Source organism: Bizionia saleffrena (genome assembly GCF_008086175.1).
GTDB lineage: Bacteria > Bacteroidota > Bacteroidia > Flavobacteriales > Flavobacteriaceae > Bizionia > Bizionia saleffrena.
The window spans coordinates 188636-207187 of record NZ_VSKM01000002.1; the positions used below are offsets into that span (position 1 = coordinate 188636).

An 18552-nucleotide genomic window follows, 5' to 3' on the forward strand; every position below is an offset into this window, starting at 1 on the left:
AAAAAATCAGCGTACTTAAACTTTAATTTTAAACACTTAAAAAGCTAAATTTTGGATAAAATAGTTTCTAATGGGTATAGGAGCTTTGCAACTCATTTTATAAATCGTAAAAAATATAACCATCGTTCTTTTAATTTTAAGCCTCCATTTAATTTATACCCAGCCATATTCCTAGTGTGTAGGTTATTATCTTTTAAATTAATTATTAGGATTATCAATAATTAATAAATCAGTTATTCTCGATTTCAACCTTTCTTTTACACTTTCAAAATCTAAGTATATTGTTTTTTTACACTCATAACCTACCTCAAACAACTCAAAATTTATAATTGGAAGTTGATAAGATTTAATTTGAATTTTTTCTCCATTAGCAAATTCATCAACTATAAATAATTTAGAATCATTTGGTGTTTCCATATTAATTGTATTCGGATAAAACAATATAATTTCATTAATATTAAAACGTATAGCATACGCTAGCATTTGATATAAATCATTTTGTGATATTCCATTTTTAGAATCCGTTACATCATCATAAACAATTTTATACTTGGTGTCTGCAATGATTTTCCTATAATCAAATTCTAATAATAAATCAGGTTCTAATTGAAATTTATTGTCTTCTGTTAAATATTTTGAAGTGTTTTGTGCTTTTGTTTTAACACCTTCGATTTCTTTAGCTATAAACCCAAAAATAAAATCCTCAAACACATATTCCATTGGTAATAGAAAAGCGAATAATTTTAAGTCATTTTTATAATTAAATGACACACTATTGTCTAAAAACAAAACACAATAATCTCTAATGGTTTCGAAATCTGAAAACATAGGATTAAACGACATACGCTTCATTTTATCTGAAGACATATTTACATCTTTAACCTCATCTAAAATGAATAGAATATCGCTTAAATAACGTTTACTTTGTGATTCTTTGGTTGTTGACAATAATAGTTTTGAAACAAACTTCACGCATCTATTAAAATCATTATCCATTTCAAAAGAATCAAATTGACAACTTATTTTATGGTTTCTACCTCTAGATAGATTATTACTTATGTATGCATTAAAGTCTATACGTCCTTTCACAAAAGATAATTCTTTATTAACCTCTGTGTATTTTTGATAAATAGAAGTGTTTAATAACTCACGAGTGTATTTACTAAATAAGTAAATTAGGATTTCAAAGAAGTCTGCTTTTTCACTATTTAATCCAGACAAATAATTTGGGAATTTCAATTTTCTGCAATAACTCAACCACCAAAGAATATGCTTGTTTATTGAATTAACTTCGTATTTAGAAGGTTCTGTTCCTCTATAAAAAATCTTTGGTAATAAGTTAATAACTTGTCCTTCAAAATGAATAACTCCTACATACTTATTAGATTTTAATGTTTTGCTTTTTTGTAAAAGCTGAATAAAACGCTGTTGCTCTACTCTATTATCTTCTTCATTAAAATAATAGCTTGATTTTTCTCTTTTTGACCATATATCATCCAAGAAAATCTCCAAATCATCAAAGTGATGTTCTGGGAATTCTTTCTTATTTTGATATTCAAAAAGATTAGTTACCATTATCAATAATTTCTAATGGCCAGTTGCCAATTTTATAGTTGTCTTCTTTTAAGGCTTCATTTAAAATTTTTGTAACCTCGACTTCATCGTTCATATAATATTCCAACAGTAGAGGAATTACTTTATTGTTAATGGTATTTTCAAAATTAAAACCAATATCCTCGTCCATAAAATAAGAATGACCTATTGTAAAATCGTGTCCTTTTCCAGAGTTAACAATTAACATATTTAGTTTTTGCAAAAACGCTGCTTTATGAATAATTATATTTTGTATTTCATATTTAGGATACATGGCTTTAAACTCAAAACGACGTCTTAAAGCAATATCTAAAAGTGCAATAGACTTATCTGCTGTATTCATTGTACCAATGATATATAAATTAGAAGGCACAATAAATGGTTCACCTGAAGGTAAAGTTGCTGTTAATGGTATTTTTCCATGAGAGCGTTTATCTTTTTCAATAAGTGTGATTAGCTCGCCAAAAACTCTTGAAATATTAGCTCTGTTTATTTCATCAATAATGATAACGTAGTTTTGTTTTTGAACCTGCTCTACATTTCTTTTTCCTAGTTCTAGAAGCTGTTTTAATATTGGATTATAATAAGGTTGTAGTCCTCCTAAAATAATATCATTAGCACCTTTATCATACATTTTTTTTAAAGTAGCAATACTGAGTGTATGTTTCGAGTCTCCTTGATTTTTTCTGAATTCTATAGATTTCTCTCCAACTTCTGTAATATAAAAAGAAGTTTGTTTCATTTTAATTTCTACTTCACCAATATCCAATTCATTGAGTGGTTTTATTAGTTCACTAAAAACGTCTGTAAATTCTTTTTTAACCGAATTTGGATTTTCAGCATCCTTCAAGTTTTTTAATGCTTTGTCTGCAATTTTCTTAAAAACACCATCACTTTTAAAAAACGATAATTCGCCGCTTAATTCTGTATCTGGTCTTAAACCTTGTATAAAATCCTCATAACTATAATTTTGGTGAAAGGTTATAAACTCTATTCTACCTCCTAAATGTTTATTAAATATACCAAGCGCAGCTTCATAACTAATAGTTTCATCTTGAGTAATTATTTTAGCTGCTTCTAAAATGGTATTATAGGTTTTACCTGTTCCTGGTGGACCATAGAATATTTGGTTTAGTGGAGCCTTATAACTAACGTTTTCTACCACTTGTTTAGTTTCATCTTCCAAAATTATTTCAGTGTTAAAATATGGTTTAAAAAGTAATTTGTTAGCAATTTCTAAATCCTCTGGTTTTATTTCAGCTAATGTTGAGTTACCGCTAGGAAAAAAATTACGCGAATCTTTTAGATCCTTTGGACTTTTACGAACAGCTAATTGAATAATTTCAACTTCATGAAATATCCATTCATCTGAATTAACAATATCACTCGGAACATAATTATACTCTCTTGAAACAACTCTCGCAATCCCAATTAACTCATTAGAACCTATGGTTATATAAACTATATCCCCAAATTCTAATCTATTTTTAAAATGTTCTGACTGTCCTTTCTTTGTATTCTCATGAATTGCAATCCAATTATTATCTTTAAAAGCTTCAATTATTGGCTTATACTTTTTAGCTTTAAAAGTTCCATGAGACATCTTGTAAACGCGCTTTCCCCCTAAAACTATCTGTTTGGCGTTAGAATAATCTGGAATATCATTTATAATTAATTGTTTTTCACTTCTAAAATAATTCAGCATTTCTGCATAATCAAAAGTGGCAGAATTAAATTGTTGCTTAGGTTTAACATAAGATTTATCTGTATGTCGGTATACTCCATAGTTGATTTTACCATGATGAAACTCAATAAAAATCTGCAAACTTGATGACTGGTTTTCTTGGGTTTTATTATAAATTGCTACCCAATATCTATCACTACCTTGTTGACGTGGTCCTTGAAAATCGGATGATGTTATTTTTACTTTATCAATTAATTCTAGGTCCTCAATTAACTTATCAACGAACATCGCAACAAATTCCCGCTGCTTATTATGTCCATAAAATGTTAATGGTGGATAAAAAATAGAAAATAACTTTGTGTAAGACTTAAACCGATTTTCATTGTCTTTTTTATGTTTATCTATAAGGTCGTTTAAACCACTTACTGTATATCTCTTTCCTTTATATAGACTTTGGATTAATTCCTTTCTTAAATCTATTATTACACCATTTCTATTGCTGTAAAATTCTAAACATTGCTCTAGTTGTTCTTTTGGTACTAGATTTAGTGCCTCTACCATAGATTGATCATCCTCATAATACCCTTGAACATCCAATGAAGTCTGAATAAGTAGTAATATCCCTTTTTTTATCTCCTCTATTTCCATTGATTATTTTATTGATAAAAGTTCACTAATAATATCCCTTTTAAATTTGCTAAATATTCTTTTATGATATTTCTTCTCCTCTAACTCAATTCCAAAAATTAACCTGTACTTTTCTTCTTTTGTCATATTCAACTCACTTTTAAATGTGTTTTCTAATAAGTTTTTCAAGTAATTATCAGAATACTTCAACCTTAAATCAATTAGATCTTGAAGTTCTTTTTCGCTGTGTTTACTATAAACTAATTTAGTTCCCAAGCCTTCTAATGTTCTTTTTGTCTTAGCATCCATTGTGCTTTCATTCAAAAAAGTTATACCATATTTAGTGGCTGTATTTGGAATAGAAGAGAATTTAAATTTTGAAGAAATATCCTTATCTATATATGGATGTAGATATTCATCCGTATTAAAATGAGTGGAAGATTTTATCGAAGAATTACATAGTGAACATGAAGGAATTAAATTATAGAAAGAAAGGGCAAATAAAGGTCTAGAGCCTTTGTCAAACCAGTGATCAAATTGACAAGTAATTCCTTTTTCTCCAGCATTTTTCCTAGCTGTAAAAATATATTGTCGATTACAAAAAGTACAAGTGTGCTGATCTAGCCATTCCGCCAAATCATAGTTTAGTCCTTTCACATCCGTAAACCATCTATCATAGCCATTTTCTTTTAATACTATTGAACAGCCATCTTTAAATTCCTTTAAATTATGATCTCCATTATTACTCCATTCTGCTCTCAACTTTAATTCAAGTTGTAGCATTTCGTCTGGCTTTGCCTTAATTACTTCATCTAACCTAGGAATAATAAAATCAAAAAACCGATCATGACTATCTAATTTTTTTAAACCCCTTGTACAAACTGAACAATTTAAATCATCGCATTTGTAACCATTCTCATTACTTTCTTTTAGCCTACCTAGATGTTTACTATTAACCCAACAACTAATGACTGAATAATACTTATCTAATGCTTCTTTTTGCTCCCCTAAATAAATCATCTACACCAAATCTTTTAAATTAATCCCTGCTTTCTGAGCTAAATCTTTAATTTGTTTAGCGGTATTTTCTTTATCTATTCTATTAGGAAAAACAGTTTGAAACATCTCTGTGAGTTTATAATTTAATAAAGGCTCATCTATTATTTTTATTATTGCTTCATGATTATTTATGATATCCTCAGAAACCTCTGGATTTACTTTGCTTTCATTAATGAATGAATGAAGCCAATTTATTGTTTCTTGAATTTTTTCTTTAGCAAAATCCCCCATTAGACCATCATCCACAAAAAAAGAATCAGCGAGTAAATCTGTTATATTAGCTCCAAAAGATTTTTGAGGCTTTTCAGGGTCATCATTTTTAAATACTTTAATATTTGAGTTTTTTAACTTTTTTAAATAAGTAATATTGTCATTCGGAATGTCTGATAGTGTTAACGCATCGTGTGTTGTAAAAACAATTTGGATAGATGGTTTTTGATCTAATTCATTAAAGAGTTCTGGTACAATTTCAGTTATAGATTTAATGAATTTTTTCTTCCAAGTTGCATGATAACCTGTCTCAGGTTCATCTAACAATAATAAATACTGATTGTGTTTTCTTAAATGTTGCTCCCCTTTACCTACAAACGAATAAATAGAACTATAAAAATTTAATAAGGATTGCTCTCCTGTTGAAAGTTTCTTTTGAGGAAAAACATTAAATATCCTAAATTCAAATTGTAAATATTGAATAGATTGATGTACATTTTGGTATAATTCAAAAAATCTCTTTAAAAAATCTTCCGAAGTATCTTTTTTAACAGATAAGTTTATTTCATTTGGCTTGTCGAAAACTAATATTTTTGAATTTCTAGATATAAAATTATAAAGTTTCCATACTGATGAATAGCGTTTTATTGTAAGAATAGCTTGTTTTTTTATGAGTTCAAACTTAAAACCGCCAGCTATTTTTGTTATTGGATAAGCTTTTACTTTTTCAATAAGTTCCGTTACATTATTGAAATTTATTCCAACAGAATTTTCTAATGTTTTACATAATGGACCATCTATATTATCTAATCGTTTAGTTAAAAACATTTCTAATTTATCGTGAAAATCATTTTGATCTAAAACCTTTTGAAAATCACCAAAAGTGCCATTATCATTAGTTTGCATATATGTATCATCAGACACTAGTAAGGAAAGAATAAATACTTCAAAATTATTTAGAAAATTGAAATTACCATGAATTGCAGCCTCATTAGATATTGCATAATGATTCCAAAGCATTTCCAGTTGCTTAGTAATAGATTTACCAATTGTTGCATTTTTATAAAACTCTGAATTAAGAAAAGTTGACTTATCAACTTGATTTACTTTAATTACTAGATTTTCATAAAAAGGAAAATTAATATAATTTTTTTGAAGAAATGAACCTTTTTGGTTCAAGAAAAAAACTTGCCTAAGAATAGTACTATAATAATAATCTTCCAGGCTGTCTTCAATGAGGTTAGATTGACTAATCACACTCGATATATTTTTTAAGTTATAATCGATATGTGTAGAATAGTAAAGTGGATATAACTCTTGGCTTGGACTAATAGATATATACTCGAAATCAGTTTTAAAATCAATACCTGCTTGATCGTGAATAATTATGATATCATCTTCCAAATAAATAGAGATGATTTGACATTTTGTATCTCTATTAAGAACTCTCATAATAGATGTTTTTCCTACACCATTATTACCTACAACAGCACTTATGTTAGAAATGTTATCACCAAAAAAATTTTTAATATATTTTGGATTCTCTTTTTTTTCAATAATTAATTCTCCTTCAATAAACTTGAAATCGAAAATAAAGGCACCTCCAAAATTTAAATATTCTGATTTATGGAATAAGAAATGAGTATCTATATATAATGCTAATAACTCCATCTTTTTTATTTAGTATTATAAGTCTTTCCTTCCTCCCCAACCATACCCAATTCACTTTCCACCTCACCAACAGTAACCTGCCCATTCATTAACATAGGCAATAACCAATCGCGAACCTCTGAGAGTTTTTGGTTTTGTTTTGAAAGCTTTTTGAAATTTTCTAATATTGGGTCTGTTACTTTATTAAAATTTTCTAATATTTTTAAATTATTTGGAGTAGAAATTTTATATCTACTTAATCCCTTATCCCATTTAGCATATGGAATTGAAGAGCCTGTAGAGTTTATATTTGCAAACTCTATGGCTTCTTTTCTATTCAAAGTAAATAAACAAAAGTTTTTAAATATAGCTTCGTGTGGTCTTAATACCATTATGGTACTTCTCGATATTCCATCTTCAATAGCATTGCAAACTCTATGAAAATAAACACGCATAGCACCCAGTAAAATATCATCTTCTTTAAATCTAATCAGACTAGATTTAGCATTTTTTCTCTCTGAATAATCTTGATAATAAAGTTGATTACTTGGTAATTTGTCGATAGGTAAATAATTCAAATTTGGATAGTCATTTGAATCCATAGAATCATTTACGGTGTATAAAACATCATCAAAAATGTTTGCTCTCCAACCCTCAGGAATCTCACGTTTCAACTCCTCATTAAAAACCATATTACCACCAGACGATTTATAAGGTTTACCATGAACATCAGGAAAATCAAATTGCACAAACCAATAATCGTAAAGTGTTTTTGCCATCGCTTCTAACTCTTGGTTTATTTTGTTGTTGACTTCTATTTTTTCACTAATCCTATAAAATAAATCTCCAACCTTCACTTGCTCTTCATAACTAGGCAGAATAAGGTCTAAATATGAAAAAATCTGCTCATTAAGACTTGCTCTTAAAGTCATAATAGCATTATTATTCATAGTTTTTCTAAACAAATAACTTCGTAAGTAAAAAGCCATAAATTTAGGGTAAGTAATATCTTTTTGAGTTGGTCTTAATCGTTTTAAAAAACCGCTATAGGACGCTTTCGGATAATCTTTCACAGCTACGCAACTCATCCCAAGTTCATCTAAAGTTTCACTTGTACGAGTTAAAAATATGTCTCCTTCTTTAATTGAGTATGTTTCTTTTTCCTTTTCTGAAGTACTCATCAAGTCTGGTAAAACTTCTGGCACAAATTCATTATTAAAAACAGTACTAAAAGAAAGAAATGGCGAACCATGACCAGCTTGCTCAGGTTTAGAAGATATTCCAGAACTCATTTCATATGAATCACTAAACTTATATGTTTTCAACTTATTCATATGACAAACTCTTTAATCCGTTGCTAATCTCTTTTTCTAAACTTTCAGATTCAGCAAACAAGGTTTCTAAATTACTTTCGAACCCATTCATTTTAGTAGTGAATTCTTCCGCAGTAATATCTATATAGTCAATTTTAACTTCAAAATATTGTCCTGCGCTTAGGCTGTAGTTTTTAGCTTTTATAGCATCATAAGACACCACCACAGAAAAATCGTCTTTAGCTTCTTTAGCATTAAACACATCTATAATTTGTTGTTCTTCGGCTTCGCTTAAAACGGTTTTTTGGTTTTTACCATCTTTTACTTTGGTTCCTAAATTAGAAGCATCTACCAAAACCACATCTTTCGTATTCGTTTTATCTAAAAACAGAATACTTACGTTGGTTCCTGTAGTTGCAAATATGTTAGATGGCATAGAGACAACACCTGCCAGCATTTTACTTTCTACTAGTTTTTGTCTAATTTTTTTATCGATACCAGACTGTGCGGTAATAAAACCTGTTGGCACCACAATAGCCGCTTTACCTTTTGCGGTAAGGCTGTGCATAATGTGCTGTATAAACAACAGGTAAATAGCCATAGAGTCTTTCTTTGTTTTAGGTATATTGGGTATGCCTGCAAAAAAGCGTTCTTTATTGGCTTTGCTGTCTAAATCAGCGCTGTAATCGCTAAAATCTAGCTTAAATGGCGGGTTGGATACTATATAATCAAACTGTTCTAATTGTCCGTTGTCTTGTTTGTGATACGGACTTAAAATGGTATTGCCTTGTATAATGTTTTGTATGGAATGTACCAGATTGTTTAAAATTAAATTTAAACGCAGTAATGCCGATGATTTCTGTGAAATATCTTGCGAGTAAATAGTACACTTATCTTCGCCAATGGCATGGGCGAGATTCATTAACAAGGTTCCAGAACCTGCACTTGGGTCGTAGCACGTGGCGTTATTAACGGTATCATCTGTTACTAAACAGGCTGCCATAATTTTTGCTACAGCGTGTGGAGTAAAATACTCGGCATACTTACCACCAGCGTTGGTGTTGTAATCTTTAATTAAATACTCGAAAATAGTAGCGAAAAAATCGAATTTCTGCGTGAATATATGCTCAAAGCTAAAACCAACGAGTTTGTTTACTAAGGCTTTGCAAAAAGCATCTTTATTATCGGTAACATACTTACTTAGGTTTTCGAAAAGCACTACTTTTTCTCCACCTTGTGTGAGTACCGAGAAAATATCGATATTATCTTTGGCTACGCTTACTAGAGTTTCATCGAAAATATCGGCAAATTGGTCTTTGTTTTGTTGTTCGAATAACCGCGACAATAAGTTTTTTGGTGCAATGCGCGCTGTGTTTTCGCTTATTTGCATAGTCAACATTTCTAAATCATCATCAGAATACTGTTTTAAAGCTTCGTCAAAATCTTTGGCTTTTGCTAACTCTGCTTCTAACTGTTTTAACTCGTAAACGTATTTATCGTTTAAGAATTTATATAGAAAGACTTGGGTGATTATTTTAAATTCGTTTCCGTCATTTCCTAAACCGTAATTGGCACAGACGCTTTTTAGGTCGTCTATTAGTGCTTTAGTTTCGGTTTCAAATTGTGCTGTGCTTGTCATTATATTTAAATCCTGTATTTTATTTACTGTTATTTCTGTTTAATACACTAATTACCAAACGTGTTACGGTTTGCATTTCGTCTGGTTTACTAGACGCTATAAAAAGTGTTAAACTGGCTAAAGTATCGTTACTAATAATGGGTTGTTGTTGGTTATTAAAAAGCATATTGTTTTGTTGTAAAAACTTCAAAAAACAAGCTGCCGCAATACGCTTATTGCCATCTACAAATGAGTGATTTTTTACTACAAAATATAAAAGCATGGTTGCCTTTTCTTCTAGACTTGGGTAAAAATCGTCGTCTCCAAATCCTTTTGCGATTTGCGCAACAGAACTTTGGAAGCTTTTATCTTTTTCTTTTCCAAAAACATCAGAATCAAAATCGGTTAACATGTGGTTAATTATCTCCTGATAATCTTCTAAACTTGGGTAATTGGCTTCTGTTGTTGTTAATCCTTTAATATCTAATTGTTCATGATCATAATCATCTAGCAGGCTTAATCCTTTAGCAAACGTTTCTAAGATTGTATTGTCTGAAGCTTTATCTTCAATAACGTTACTTACCGTTCTGGTTAAAATATGAATTCCGTCTTTTAGCAACTTTACTTCTTGTTCTTTTTGCTCTAAACGTTTTTGGTTAATAGCATAACCTTGCACTAAATAATTTTTTAATACTTGACTTGCCCATATACGGAATTGTGTACCTTGTTTTGACTTTACTCGGTAACCTACAGATATTATTACATCTAAATTATAATATTTAACGCTTTTAGATTGTGTTTTTCCTTTAACAGCACCGTGTTTCGTGGTGTGTCGGAAATCCCGACATACCATATCTTCAATTAATTCTCCTTCCTTAAAAATATTGCTAATATGCTCTGTTATGGTCGTTCTTCCTTTATTAAAAAGCTCGGCCATTTGTGCCTGTGTAAGCCAAACGGTTTCCTCCTCAAATTGTACATTAATTTGAGTAGAGCCATCTTGCGCTTCATAAATTTCTATTTGGTTTTTTATCTCCATACATTTTCAACTATCGCATAGTTTGCAACAGTTGCCTTTTATTTCCATTACGCAACGTAACCGTTGTATTCGTTCATGTATTCTTTTACTATAAGACTATTAATACGCCTTACATCTGTTGTATTAATATCTATTTTTTGTTCTTTTTTAAACTGGCTCACCACTAAACGCATCATCATTTTCTCTACATAACTCTCGTTTTCTAATAACTTAGAATTTTGCAGAATCTCTTTATCTACTGCTGTTTTTAAACCTTTTAAGCCTTCAAATAGTTTACGTTCACTATCGGTTAACGGGTCTTTTTCCATTAATCTTTTATGAATACGTGCATATTTAGCATCGTAATCGTATTTCGCTTTCAGCAATTGGTTTTCGCGTTCTAGCTTTTTTGCTTTATCATAAATGGCATTTAAAGCTTTTATGTTAGCCTCCATTTCTTCTTTAGTGACTTCAGTTAAATTCTTCTTTTTAAACAAACGCTCTAATTCTTCCCGCAAAGAAACAAATATAGGGTCTTTCTGGTCGAAGTTTCCTGCTAACATTTCTCTAGTTTTCCCTAAAGTATTTTTTAGTTCATCGGCCAACACCATTTCTTCCTCTTTCACTTTAGTAAACGCAAAAATAACATCTTCTAAAGCTGTATTTAAAATATTTTGGGTGTCTACATTATTTTCTAAAGCTATTCTTGTGTTTATTAACCCCAGTCTATCGTTTGCCAATCGTGCTAGAACTGTTAGTTTTCTAAAGTCTAATTTTTCTAGTAACTCAAAATTACCAGATAGACGAATAAGGTTATATAACTCTTTCGAATTATTTAACGCTTTAGCTATTTCACGAATTTCAGAACGCTCATTAATCTCAGAAATCTGATCACCAAAAACAGTGGCATTCGCAGTATCGTATTTAAACAAAACATCTTTTATTTCCTCTATCTCTTTTTTTATCTCTTCAGGCTTTTTAAACAGATTAGAATAGTGTTCCATCTCATCACCTAGCTCGCCTTGTAATTCGTTAAAGTAATCTTGATTGGTTTTATCAAACTCTTTCTGTATGTCTGCAAAGTCTACGACATATCCATATTTATGGGTTTTGTAGGTTCTATTTACACGCGTTAATGTTTGCAGTAAATTATGTGATTTTATTTTTCTGCCTATGTACAATTTTTTTAATCGTTTGGCATCAAACCCTGTAAGTAACATATTATAAACAAAAAGTAAATCTAGCGTACCCACTTTAAAATCGGAAACCCAATTTCTACGATCTTGATTGGTTCCAATATCATGTAAAATAACTTGTGCTTTGTTTACTTTACTTTCTTCTTTTTTACTGCTTCCATAACTAGTAGGATCTTCGGCTGCTTGATTAAAAATTGGCTCTAATCTTTCAGCATATTTATTTTCGAAAATGGCTTGCATCATTTTAGCCTGATCGGAAGAATCACAAACAACCATACCACCAATACTATTGTCATTCATCGCAATTCTTGCTTGCTCCATATCTTTTACAATATAGTCTAACATTGGTTCTACAAAGCGGTGATCTGCATAGAGTTTCTTTTTATCAATATTACCTTGTAATACTTTAATATTCTCTATAGCTTCTTGTAAAGCTAATTTATAATTGGTTTCAATTTCTTCACGAATTAATCGCAAGGTATATCCATCTTTAATGGATAGATTGTAGTAGTATTTATGAATATAATCGCCAAATAAGGTTTTAGAATTATACTCCTTCCCTAACAATGGCGTACCTGTTAAACCTATTTTAATAGAATGTTTATCTGCCAATTCTAAATTTGCTAAAAAACTACCTTTAGGATTATAACTTCGGTGTACCTCATCCAAAAAGAAAACACGCTGTACACTTAAATTATAATCGTTGTTTTTTATAACCTCTGGATCGTCTTTAAACTTCTGAATATTCACTACGGTAATTTCTGCTTTTCCAGAACTGTTGTGTATAACTTTTGTAGACTTAATATCTGTGCTAAAGGCTTCTCTAGAATCTATTTTATGTACCACTAAACCACGCGCTGTAAACTCCTTAGCTGCTTGTATTAATAAATCTAAACGATCTACAATAAAGTAAAATTTTGGTATAACATTATTCTTCTGAAAATAATGTGTAAGGTGTTTTACATTGAAAAAGGCTAAAGCCGTTTTTCCTGAGCCTTGGGTGTGCCAAATAATCCCCTTTTTAATTCCGTTTTCCAACTTATTCTCTATTGCTTTAGTTGCAAATAGTTGTGGATAACGCATAATGTGTTTCTCTAAGCCTTTCTCTTCTTCTACATAAGCAAAAGCATAGCGTAAAATAAATTTTAAACGTTCTCTTTGAAACAAAGAGGTTGAAATGGAATTGGTTGCAGTGGTTGGTTTCTTATTAGACTGGTACTCTTTATTGCTTTTTATACTTAAAAGGTTAGTATCCTTTAAAACAAAATTTTCAACATCATCAGTCATAGGAATTAGAAGCGCTTTTAAATCAAAAGTTTCCTCCTCTCTAAAGTAATTGAATATTGGTTTTTTATAATTTGTTGTGCTGTAAAAAGCACCTTCTAACATTTGAGTGTCTTCATCACTATACCTCATATTATTAGAAAACACCATAAGCTGAGTTACGTTTATAAACTTACGGAATTTTTTATTCTGAAAACGCCTTTTCATTCGGCTGTGTTCGTCTTGAACACCATTACGATTATTAGGTTTTTTAACCTCTATAAATACCAATGGCATTCCGTTTATAAGTAAAATTATATCGGGTCTAAAACTTTCATCATCTTTTTTATACGGTAATTCTGTAACGACATGAAATGAATTATTATCAAAATTCTCAAAATCAATAAGTTTAATCCCTGACTGATCAACCAGTCTATTATAAAAAGCGCGTCCTAAATCTTCGTTTTCTAATGATATTAAAACATCATCATAAAGCTTCTGGATATCTTTTTTTGATGCTGTTTTATTTATTACTTGAAGTTGTTCTTTAAAAATAGAGGTGAAAATATTGGTGTTTTCATCCCACTCTAGATCTTTTAAAGAGAGATACGTATAACCTAATTGTATTAAATGTAATATAGAAGGTATTTTAACCCTAGAGTCTTCGTTGAAAATCATTTAATTAGGAGTTGGTTTAACACATTACTGGAAGTAGACTAAAATAGTAATCTTTTTCATCAAAAACTTACGGTTCCCCTCATTTGTTGAAATTAATTAGTACGAGTGATACTTTTAAAAACAAAACCGACTAAACCATCTACATCATCCAAGGTCTTAACGTCTAGAAAATCGCTATATGAAATATTTTAAACCTTTAGCTTCCATTAATAAGATTTAGATTTGACTGGCTTAGCAATCAAATTACAATCCTTTATACCAAATAAAAGATCTTATTTAAAATTACACTTACGTCCTGTTGCCAACCACAAGTAGTTTGAGATTTATATTACTCATCATTATTGTCGTCTTATCAGATTCGACAATACACATAAGACCTATTAGATAACATTAATAGACTTCTGAGTTTGTTATGGTTAGCAAAATACAAAGCATACATATTTTATTATTTATGCGGTTACCAAGGTTCTATTCCAACCTTTTACTATGTTCTTAAACTTGATCCATTAAAGGTTATCACGTTAAACATCTCAAACAATCTATCATAAACGCGATGACCATATCGCTCTCCTAAAGCTCTAAGGGTTTCATCAACATCATTGGACGAAGAAGCAAAATTTGTTGTTGCATACGTTATTAACTTTTTATTATACCTATTAGACAAAATATTTCCAACAATATCAAAAATCCCAAAATTACTTGCATTCTGCTCTGCTCCCATATCATCAATACAAAGTCGCTTTCTATCTTTATCTCTAAAAAAATAATCTTTTTCCATGGGCACTGAACAGTTCTCAAAACCTGTTACTAGTGATTTTGAGCTATACATTTTAAATCTTAATGGATTGTAGTGCATAAAAACCTTCTCAAACACCTTTAAATAGTCTGTTTTACCAATTCCAACCCCACCAATTATTAACAATCCTTTATTAAAAGATGGTGTATTTAAACCTTTTACAAGATTATGGCAATTAGAAAATTTGGGATCATTTAGAAAATAAAAAAACAACACTTTAATATTGCTTATAGTGTATTCATTTTCAATAAAAGGTTTTCCATACATATCGAAAAAAACGTCTTTAAAGACTTTCCATAATTGACCTTTAGTTGGTGCAATGGGTTGTCTTTGGATGTTTTCTTCAATATTAATTTTAGGCGCACACACAGAACCAACTAGTTGTTTCACAGATTTTGTTTCGTTTAGTCTCATGTTAGGCTGATTTTCTATTAGTTTGTAATTCGGCGTCTAATTTGTATCTATTAATGGTTATTCTCTCATTTGCCTTCCACTTATTTAAGCGTTTTTCGATTTCAAAAAATTGCTCTGTTTCAAATCGCATTTTTGTTTTTTCTGTATTTAACTCGCTCCAGTAATTAAAAAAAGACTCTAAAATTTTAATATTAAATTTGGTGAGAGCGAAAACCTTCTCTCTAAATATCTTTTTTCTATTTGTTATTATATTATTATTAGTATTAGTTGTTGCTAATTGATTGTCAATCGTATGCGAATCGTTAGTCAACCGTTTGTCAAACCGTGTGCTATTTGGTTTGTCATTACTTGCACTATCTACTTCCGCTACAAAATCATTCAAAGACAGTATGGCTATCTTAGTATAAATGGTTGTTGTTTCCACAGCAATAGTTTTTGTTAACTCTAATTTTGACAAGGCAGTCCTCACCTTACTTATTGTAAGCCCAGTCTCCGTAGCTAATTTTTCATAAGAAGTAATAAACTCTCCTTTTTCTATTACGACTCCCTGCCACTTTTTAGAACTGTAATTGACCTTAACTAAGCAATGAAGAAATACTTTACAAGTATTTAAATCCGTGTACCATTCCCAGTCTACTAACTCGCGGCGAAGCATTATAAATCCTCGATTAACCATTGAAATCTTGTTTTGTTAGTTTAGAAAAAATATCACTCCTTTTTAAGTAGACTCTATTACCTAAACGATAACTGGGCAGAATACCCTCTTTTCTCCAATTCCAAAGAGTTTGATTGGAGCATTTTAAAATAACTAAGGTTTCTTCTATTGTAAGAAGCTCTTCTTCTTCATTTTTTGAAGGTCGGAATCTATCTACAAACCCCTGAAGTTTATGGTCAACACCTTTTAAGATATTGCTTGTAAGCTCCTCAGGAGTTGTCTGATAGAAATGTAATGGATTTAGATTTAGATTCATTTTATTTGTTTTTATATATTTATAACACAAAAGAATGAATCTATTCGTTCTTACAAAATTCCTGGTGTATACGTGAGTTTATATACACCTACAACACTAGACTATACTTGAAGGCGGAATACAAAACCCTGATTCATCAAATAACTCTTTTGTTTGTAAATATCTTTTATTTCCACTACTCAAATAAATCTCGAGAGCTTTAGCAGAATCACTATCCTCAATTTTAAATGCTTTAAACAGATCTCTTGACAAACTTGAACAATTAATTTCACCACGTCTTTTATCCGCTTCCATATACCCCATATCAATCAACTCCCTTATTATTATCCCTAGCTTAGCAGACCCAGCAATCCATTTCAAAGGTTTTTCTACTCGGTTATCAAAATGCAAAGTTAGAAATGACTTAATAATTTCAGCGCGTTTTCTTATATCGTTTTGAAGATCAAAAAAAGCAATATAATGATTGAGTTTCCAGTAGTCATATTTTGAATTATGAATAACCCCCTCACTTTCTACAAATCCATCTTCTAATTTAATTTCATCATAGTAACCTCCTGCTTCTGTACTGACTTGGGCGTGCTCTATTATTTCGCTTATTTTAGGTATGATTTTATAGTCCAAAATTGAAAAGTACTTATCAGGATTATCACAATAATCATAATGGTATTCAAGAAAATTTTTAACTTCTAAAATATCTATTTCTATCAATAGTTGTCTTGTAAAATATTTCAAATAAAAATCATCAATCAACTTAGGCTCATAGTAGTCAAAATTATGTAGTTGATATATAGGTGTTTCACAATTACTATTTATTTTGGTTTCACAGTAATGTTTGTCGTTTACCGCAAATGCGTCTTTGTATTTCATCAGTATTTCTAGGATATATTTATTATTATATTATTTAAAAAAAGCACTATCAGCTATCTTCACAGCGCGTTCTTGGGGAGTTACTTTTATATATTTATAAAACTCACGTTCTGTAGTATGCCCACTAATAGCCATAATATCTATAGTTGGCATTTTAGATAAATAAGCATTTGTACAAAACGATCTTCTCGCTGTATGAGAAACAATGAGGGTGTGTTTAGGCACGTCTTTTACAACTTTCTCTCCTCCTTCCGTTTTTCTCACTGTTACAAGCTCATTTATATCTGCCTTCCTCCCTGCTTCTTTTATGTACTCATTAATATCTGGGTCATTTAAAATCCGTGGAGGTAAGCCGTTGTACCTATCGTTCATTATAGATTCCACACGAGAATGAATTGGAACATAGACAACCTTATTCGTTTTTTGTTGTTTAAACTCAAACACTCTTTGCCCATTAAAGGTTTTTATTTGATTCTTAGTGATTCCATTATAATCCGAAACCCGTTGCCCTGTGTAATAACCAATCAAAAAAATATCTCTGGCTAACTCCCAATCTTTAGTACTGGATAAATCTACCCTATAAAGAGCATCGATTTCTGATTCTGTTAGATAAATTGAAACAGTATCTTCAGACAGAGCTTTGAACTCCCTATGTTTATATTTTAAATTATTATTTACTCCGTCCTCGGTTGCCCTATTTAATAGCGTGGTTAAATTCTTAATATGTTTACCGATTGTATTAACAGAATAATTATTAGACTCTAAGTATTCTATAAAAGAATAATAAAATTTTAGATCAATATTCCCAAAGTCTAAATTGTATTTTACTTTTTTTTCAAAATCTTTCAATCTACTAACAGTTTGTTTATAAGACCGAACAGTAATAGGACTTAATTTAATTGCATTTATATTTTTTGCTTGATTCTCTCTCTTCCTAATATAATCATCTGCAAACTCAAAAAAAGTAGTAATTGGTTTGTCCTCGACATCATCAACTTTTCGAATTATCTTTATTAATAAAGATTTTAAGACAGATTTATTCTGTTTTTGAGCTTCATCTAAACTGGACACAGCCTTTGTGAATTGAAAAGAAAAGTCCAATAAATCGCTATTTACTCTTTCTCGATTTTTAATAGTCGATACAGCTCTAATTCTTTGATTAGTTTTATCCCAATTTTTAGGAGAGACTTTATAACCTGTAGCAAATTTAATGCGATTACTTCTTCCAAAACTATAATCTAATATTATAGAAGTCTCACCTTTTGCCTTACCATCTTTTAATCTATATTTAATGGTTCCAGAAGTGGAGTGAATTGCTTTACTCATAATTATTTAATATTCGTTCATTTATAAAAGGGACAACAAAAGGGACAACATTATGTTTAACCATTGATATAGCAATATTATAAAAATTATATCAAACCTCTGTTATATATTGTAAATAAAGAGCTTTTACTATAACCATATAAAATAGCATAACATAGAATAAAGCTTAAAGTGGTACTGGAGGCACCACCATAAAACCCCGAAAACTTATGTTTTCGGGGTTTTTTAATTTTATCTCATTTGTAATTTGCTACTATTGCTTTTAGAGC

13 protein-coding genes are annotated in these 18552 nt (G+C 30.2%); all 13 read right to left on the reverse strand.

Going from position 1 to position 18552, the window contains the following annotated elements; translation table 11 throughout:
* Nucleotides 1-198 precede the first annotated feature (198 nt).
* The 13 genes from ES676_RS02535 to ES676_RS02595 all read right to left on the reverse strand — a co-directional run bounded on the left by ES676_RS02535 (nucleotide 199) and on the right by ES676_RS02595 (nucleotide 18283).
* A complete protein-coding gene (locus ES676_RS02535) occupies nucleotides 199-1575 on the reverse strand; it encodes an McrC family protein (protein ID WP_148368462.1) in 1377 nt (458 codons plus the stop codon).
* Nucleotides 1565-3925, reverse strand: coding sequence for an McrB family protein (locus ES676_RS02540; RefSeq protein WP_148368463.1), 2361 nt, complete (start codon nucleotides 3923-3925; stop codon nucleotides 1565-1567). The genes ES676_RS02535 and ES676_RS02540 overlap by 11 nt, the downstream gene beginning before the upstream one ends.
* 3 nt (nucleotides 3926-3928) lie before the next feature.
* Nucleotides 3929-4924 (reverse strand): hypothetical protein, encoded by a 996-nt coding sequence (locus ES676_RS02545; protein ID WP_148368464.1) that lies wholly within the window; start codon nucleotides 4922-4924, stop codon nucleotides 3929-3931.
* Entirely contained in the window at nucleotides 4925-6844 is a 1920-nt protein-coding gene (locus tag ES676_RS02550) for an AAA family ATPase (RefSeq protein WP_148368465.1), read from the reverse strand.
* Nucleotides 6845-6849: 5 nt separating this feature from the next.
* Nucleotides 6850-8157: a restriction endonuclease subunit S gene (locus ES676_RS14910; protein WP_215731632.1), complete on the reverse strand. Its 1308-nt coding sequence runs from the start codon at nucleotides 8155-8157 to the stop codon at nucleotides 6850-6852.
* Nucleotides 8150-9775, reverse strand: a complete 1626-nt coding sequence (locus ES676_RS02560) for an HsdM family class I SAM-dependent methyltransferase (RefSeq protein ID WP_148368466.1) — start codon at nucleotides 9773-9775, stop codon at nucleotides 8150-8152. The genes ES676_RS14910 and ES676_RS02560 overlap by 8 nt, the downstream gene beginning before the upstream one ends.
* A 19-nt stretch (nucleotides 9776-9794) precedes the next feature.
* Nucleotides 9795-10793, reverse strand: coding sequence for a virulence protein RhuM/Fic/DOC family protein (gene rhuM / locus ES676_RS02565; RefSeq protein ID WP_148368467.1), 999 nt, complete (start codon nucleotides 10791-10793; stop codon nucleotides 9795-9797).
* A gap of 47 nt (nucleotides 10794-10840) precedes the next feature.
* Complete coding sequence (locus ES676_RS02570; RefSeq protein ID WP_148368468.1) at nucleotides 10841-13909, reverse strand: type I restriction endonuclease subunit R; 3069 nt, start codon at nucleotides 13907-13909, stop codon at nucleotides 10841-10843.
* 484 nt (nucleotides 13910-14393) lie between these two features.
* Nucleotides 14394-15119 carry a P-loop NTPase family protein gene (locus tag ES676_RS02575; RefSeq protein WP_170234409.1) on the reverse strand — a complete coding sequence of 242 codons (726 nt, stop codon included), beginning with the start codon at nucleotides 15117-15119 and terminating at the stop codon, nucleotides 14394-14396.
* Nucleotide 15120: 1 nt separating this feature from the next.
* Complete coding sequence (locus ES676_RS02580; protein WP_148368470.1) at nucleotides 15121-15795, reverse strand: hypothetical protein; 675 nt, start codon at nucleotides 15793-15795, stop codon at nucleotides 15121-15123.
* On the reverse strand, nucleotides 15788-16090 hold the full coding sequence (locus ES676_RS02585; protein ID WP_148368471.1) for a helix-turn-helix domain-containing protein: 303 nt from the start codon (nucleotides 16088-16090) through the stop codon (nucleotides 15788-15790). Before ES676_RS02585 ends, ES676_RS02580 begins: the two co-directional genes overlap by 8 nt.
* Nucleotides 16091-16186: 96 nt before the next feature.
* Nucleotides 16187-16957 carry a hypothetical protein gene (locus tag ES676_RS02590; RefSeq protein WP_148368472.1) on the reverse strand — a complete coding sequence of 257 codons (771 nt, stop codon included), beginning with the start codon at nucleotides 16955-16957 and terminating at the stop codon, nucleotides 16187-16189.
* Between the two features lie 30 nt (nucleotides 16958-16987).
* Nucleotides 16988-18283 carry a site-specific integrase gene (locus ES676_RS02595; RefSeq protein ID WP_148368473.1) on the reverse strand — a complete coding sequence of 432 codons (1296 nt, stop codon included), beginning with the start codon at nucleotides 18281-18283 and terminating at the stop codon, nucleotides 16988-16990.
* Nucleotides 18284-18552: the final 269 nt, after the last annotated feature.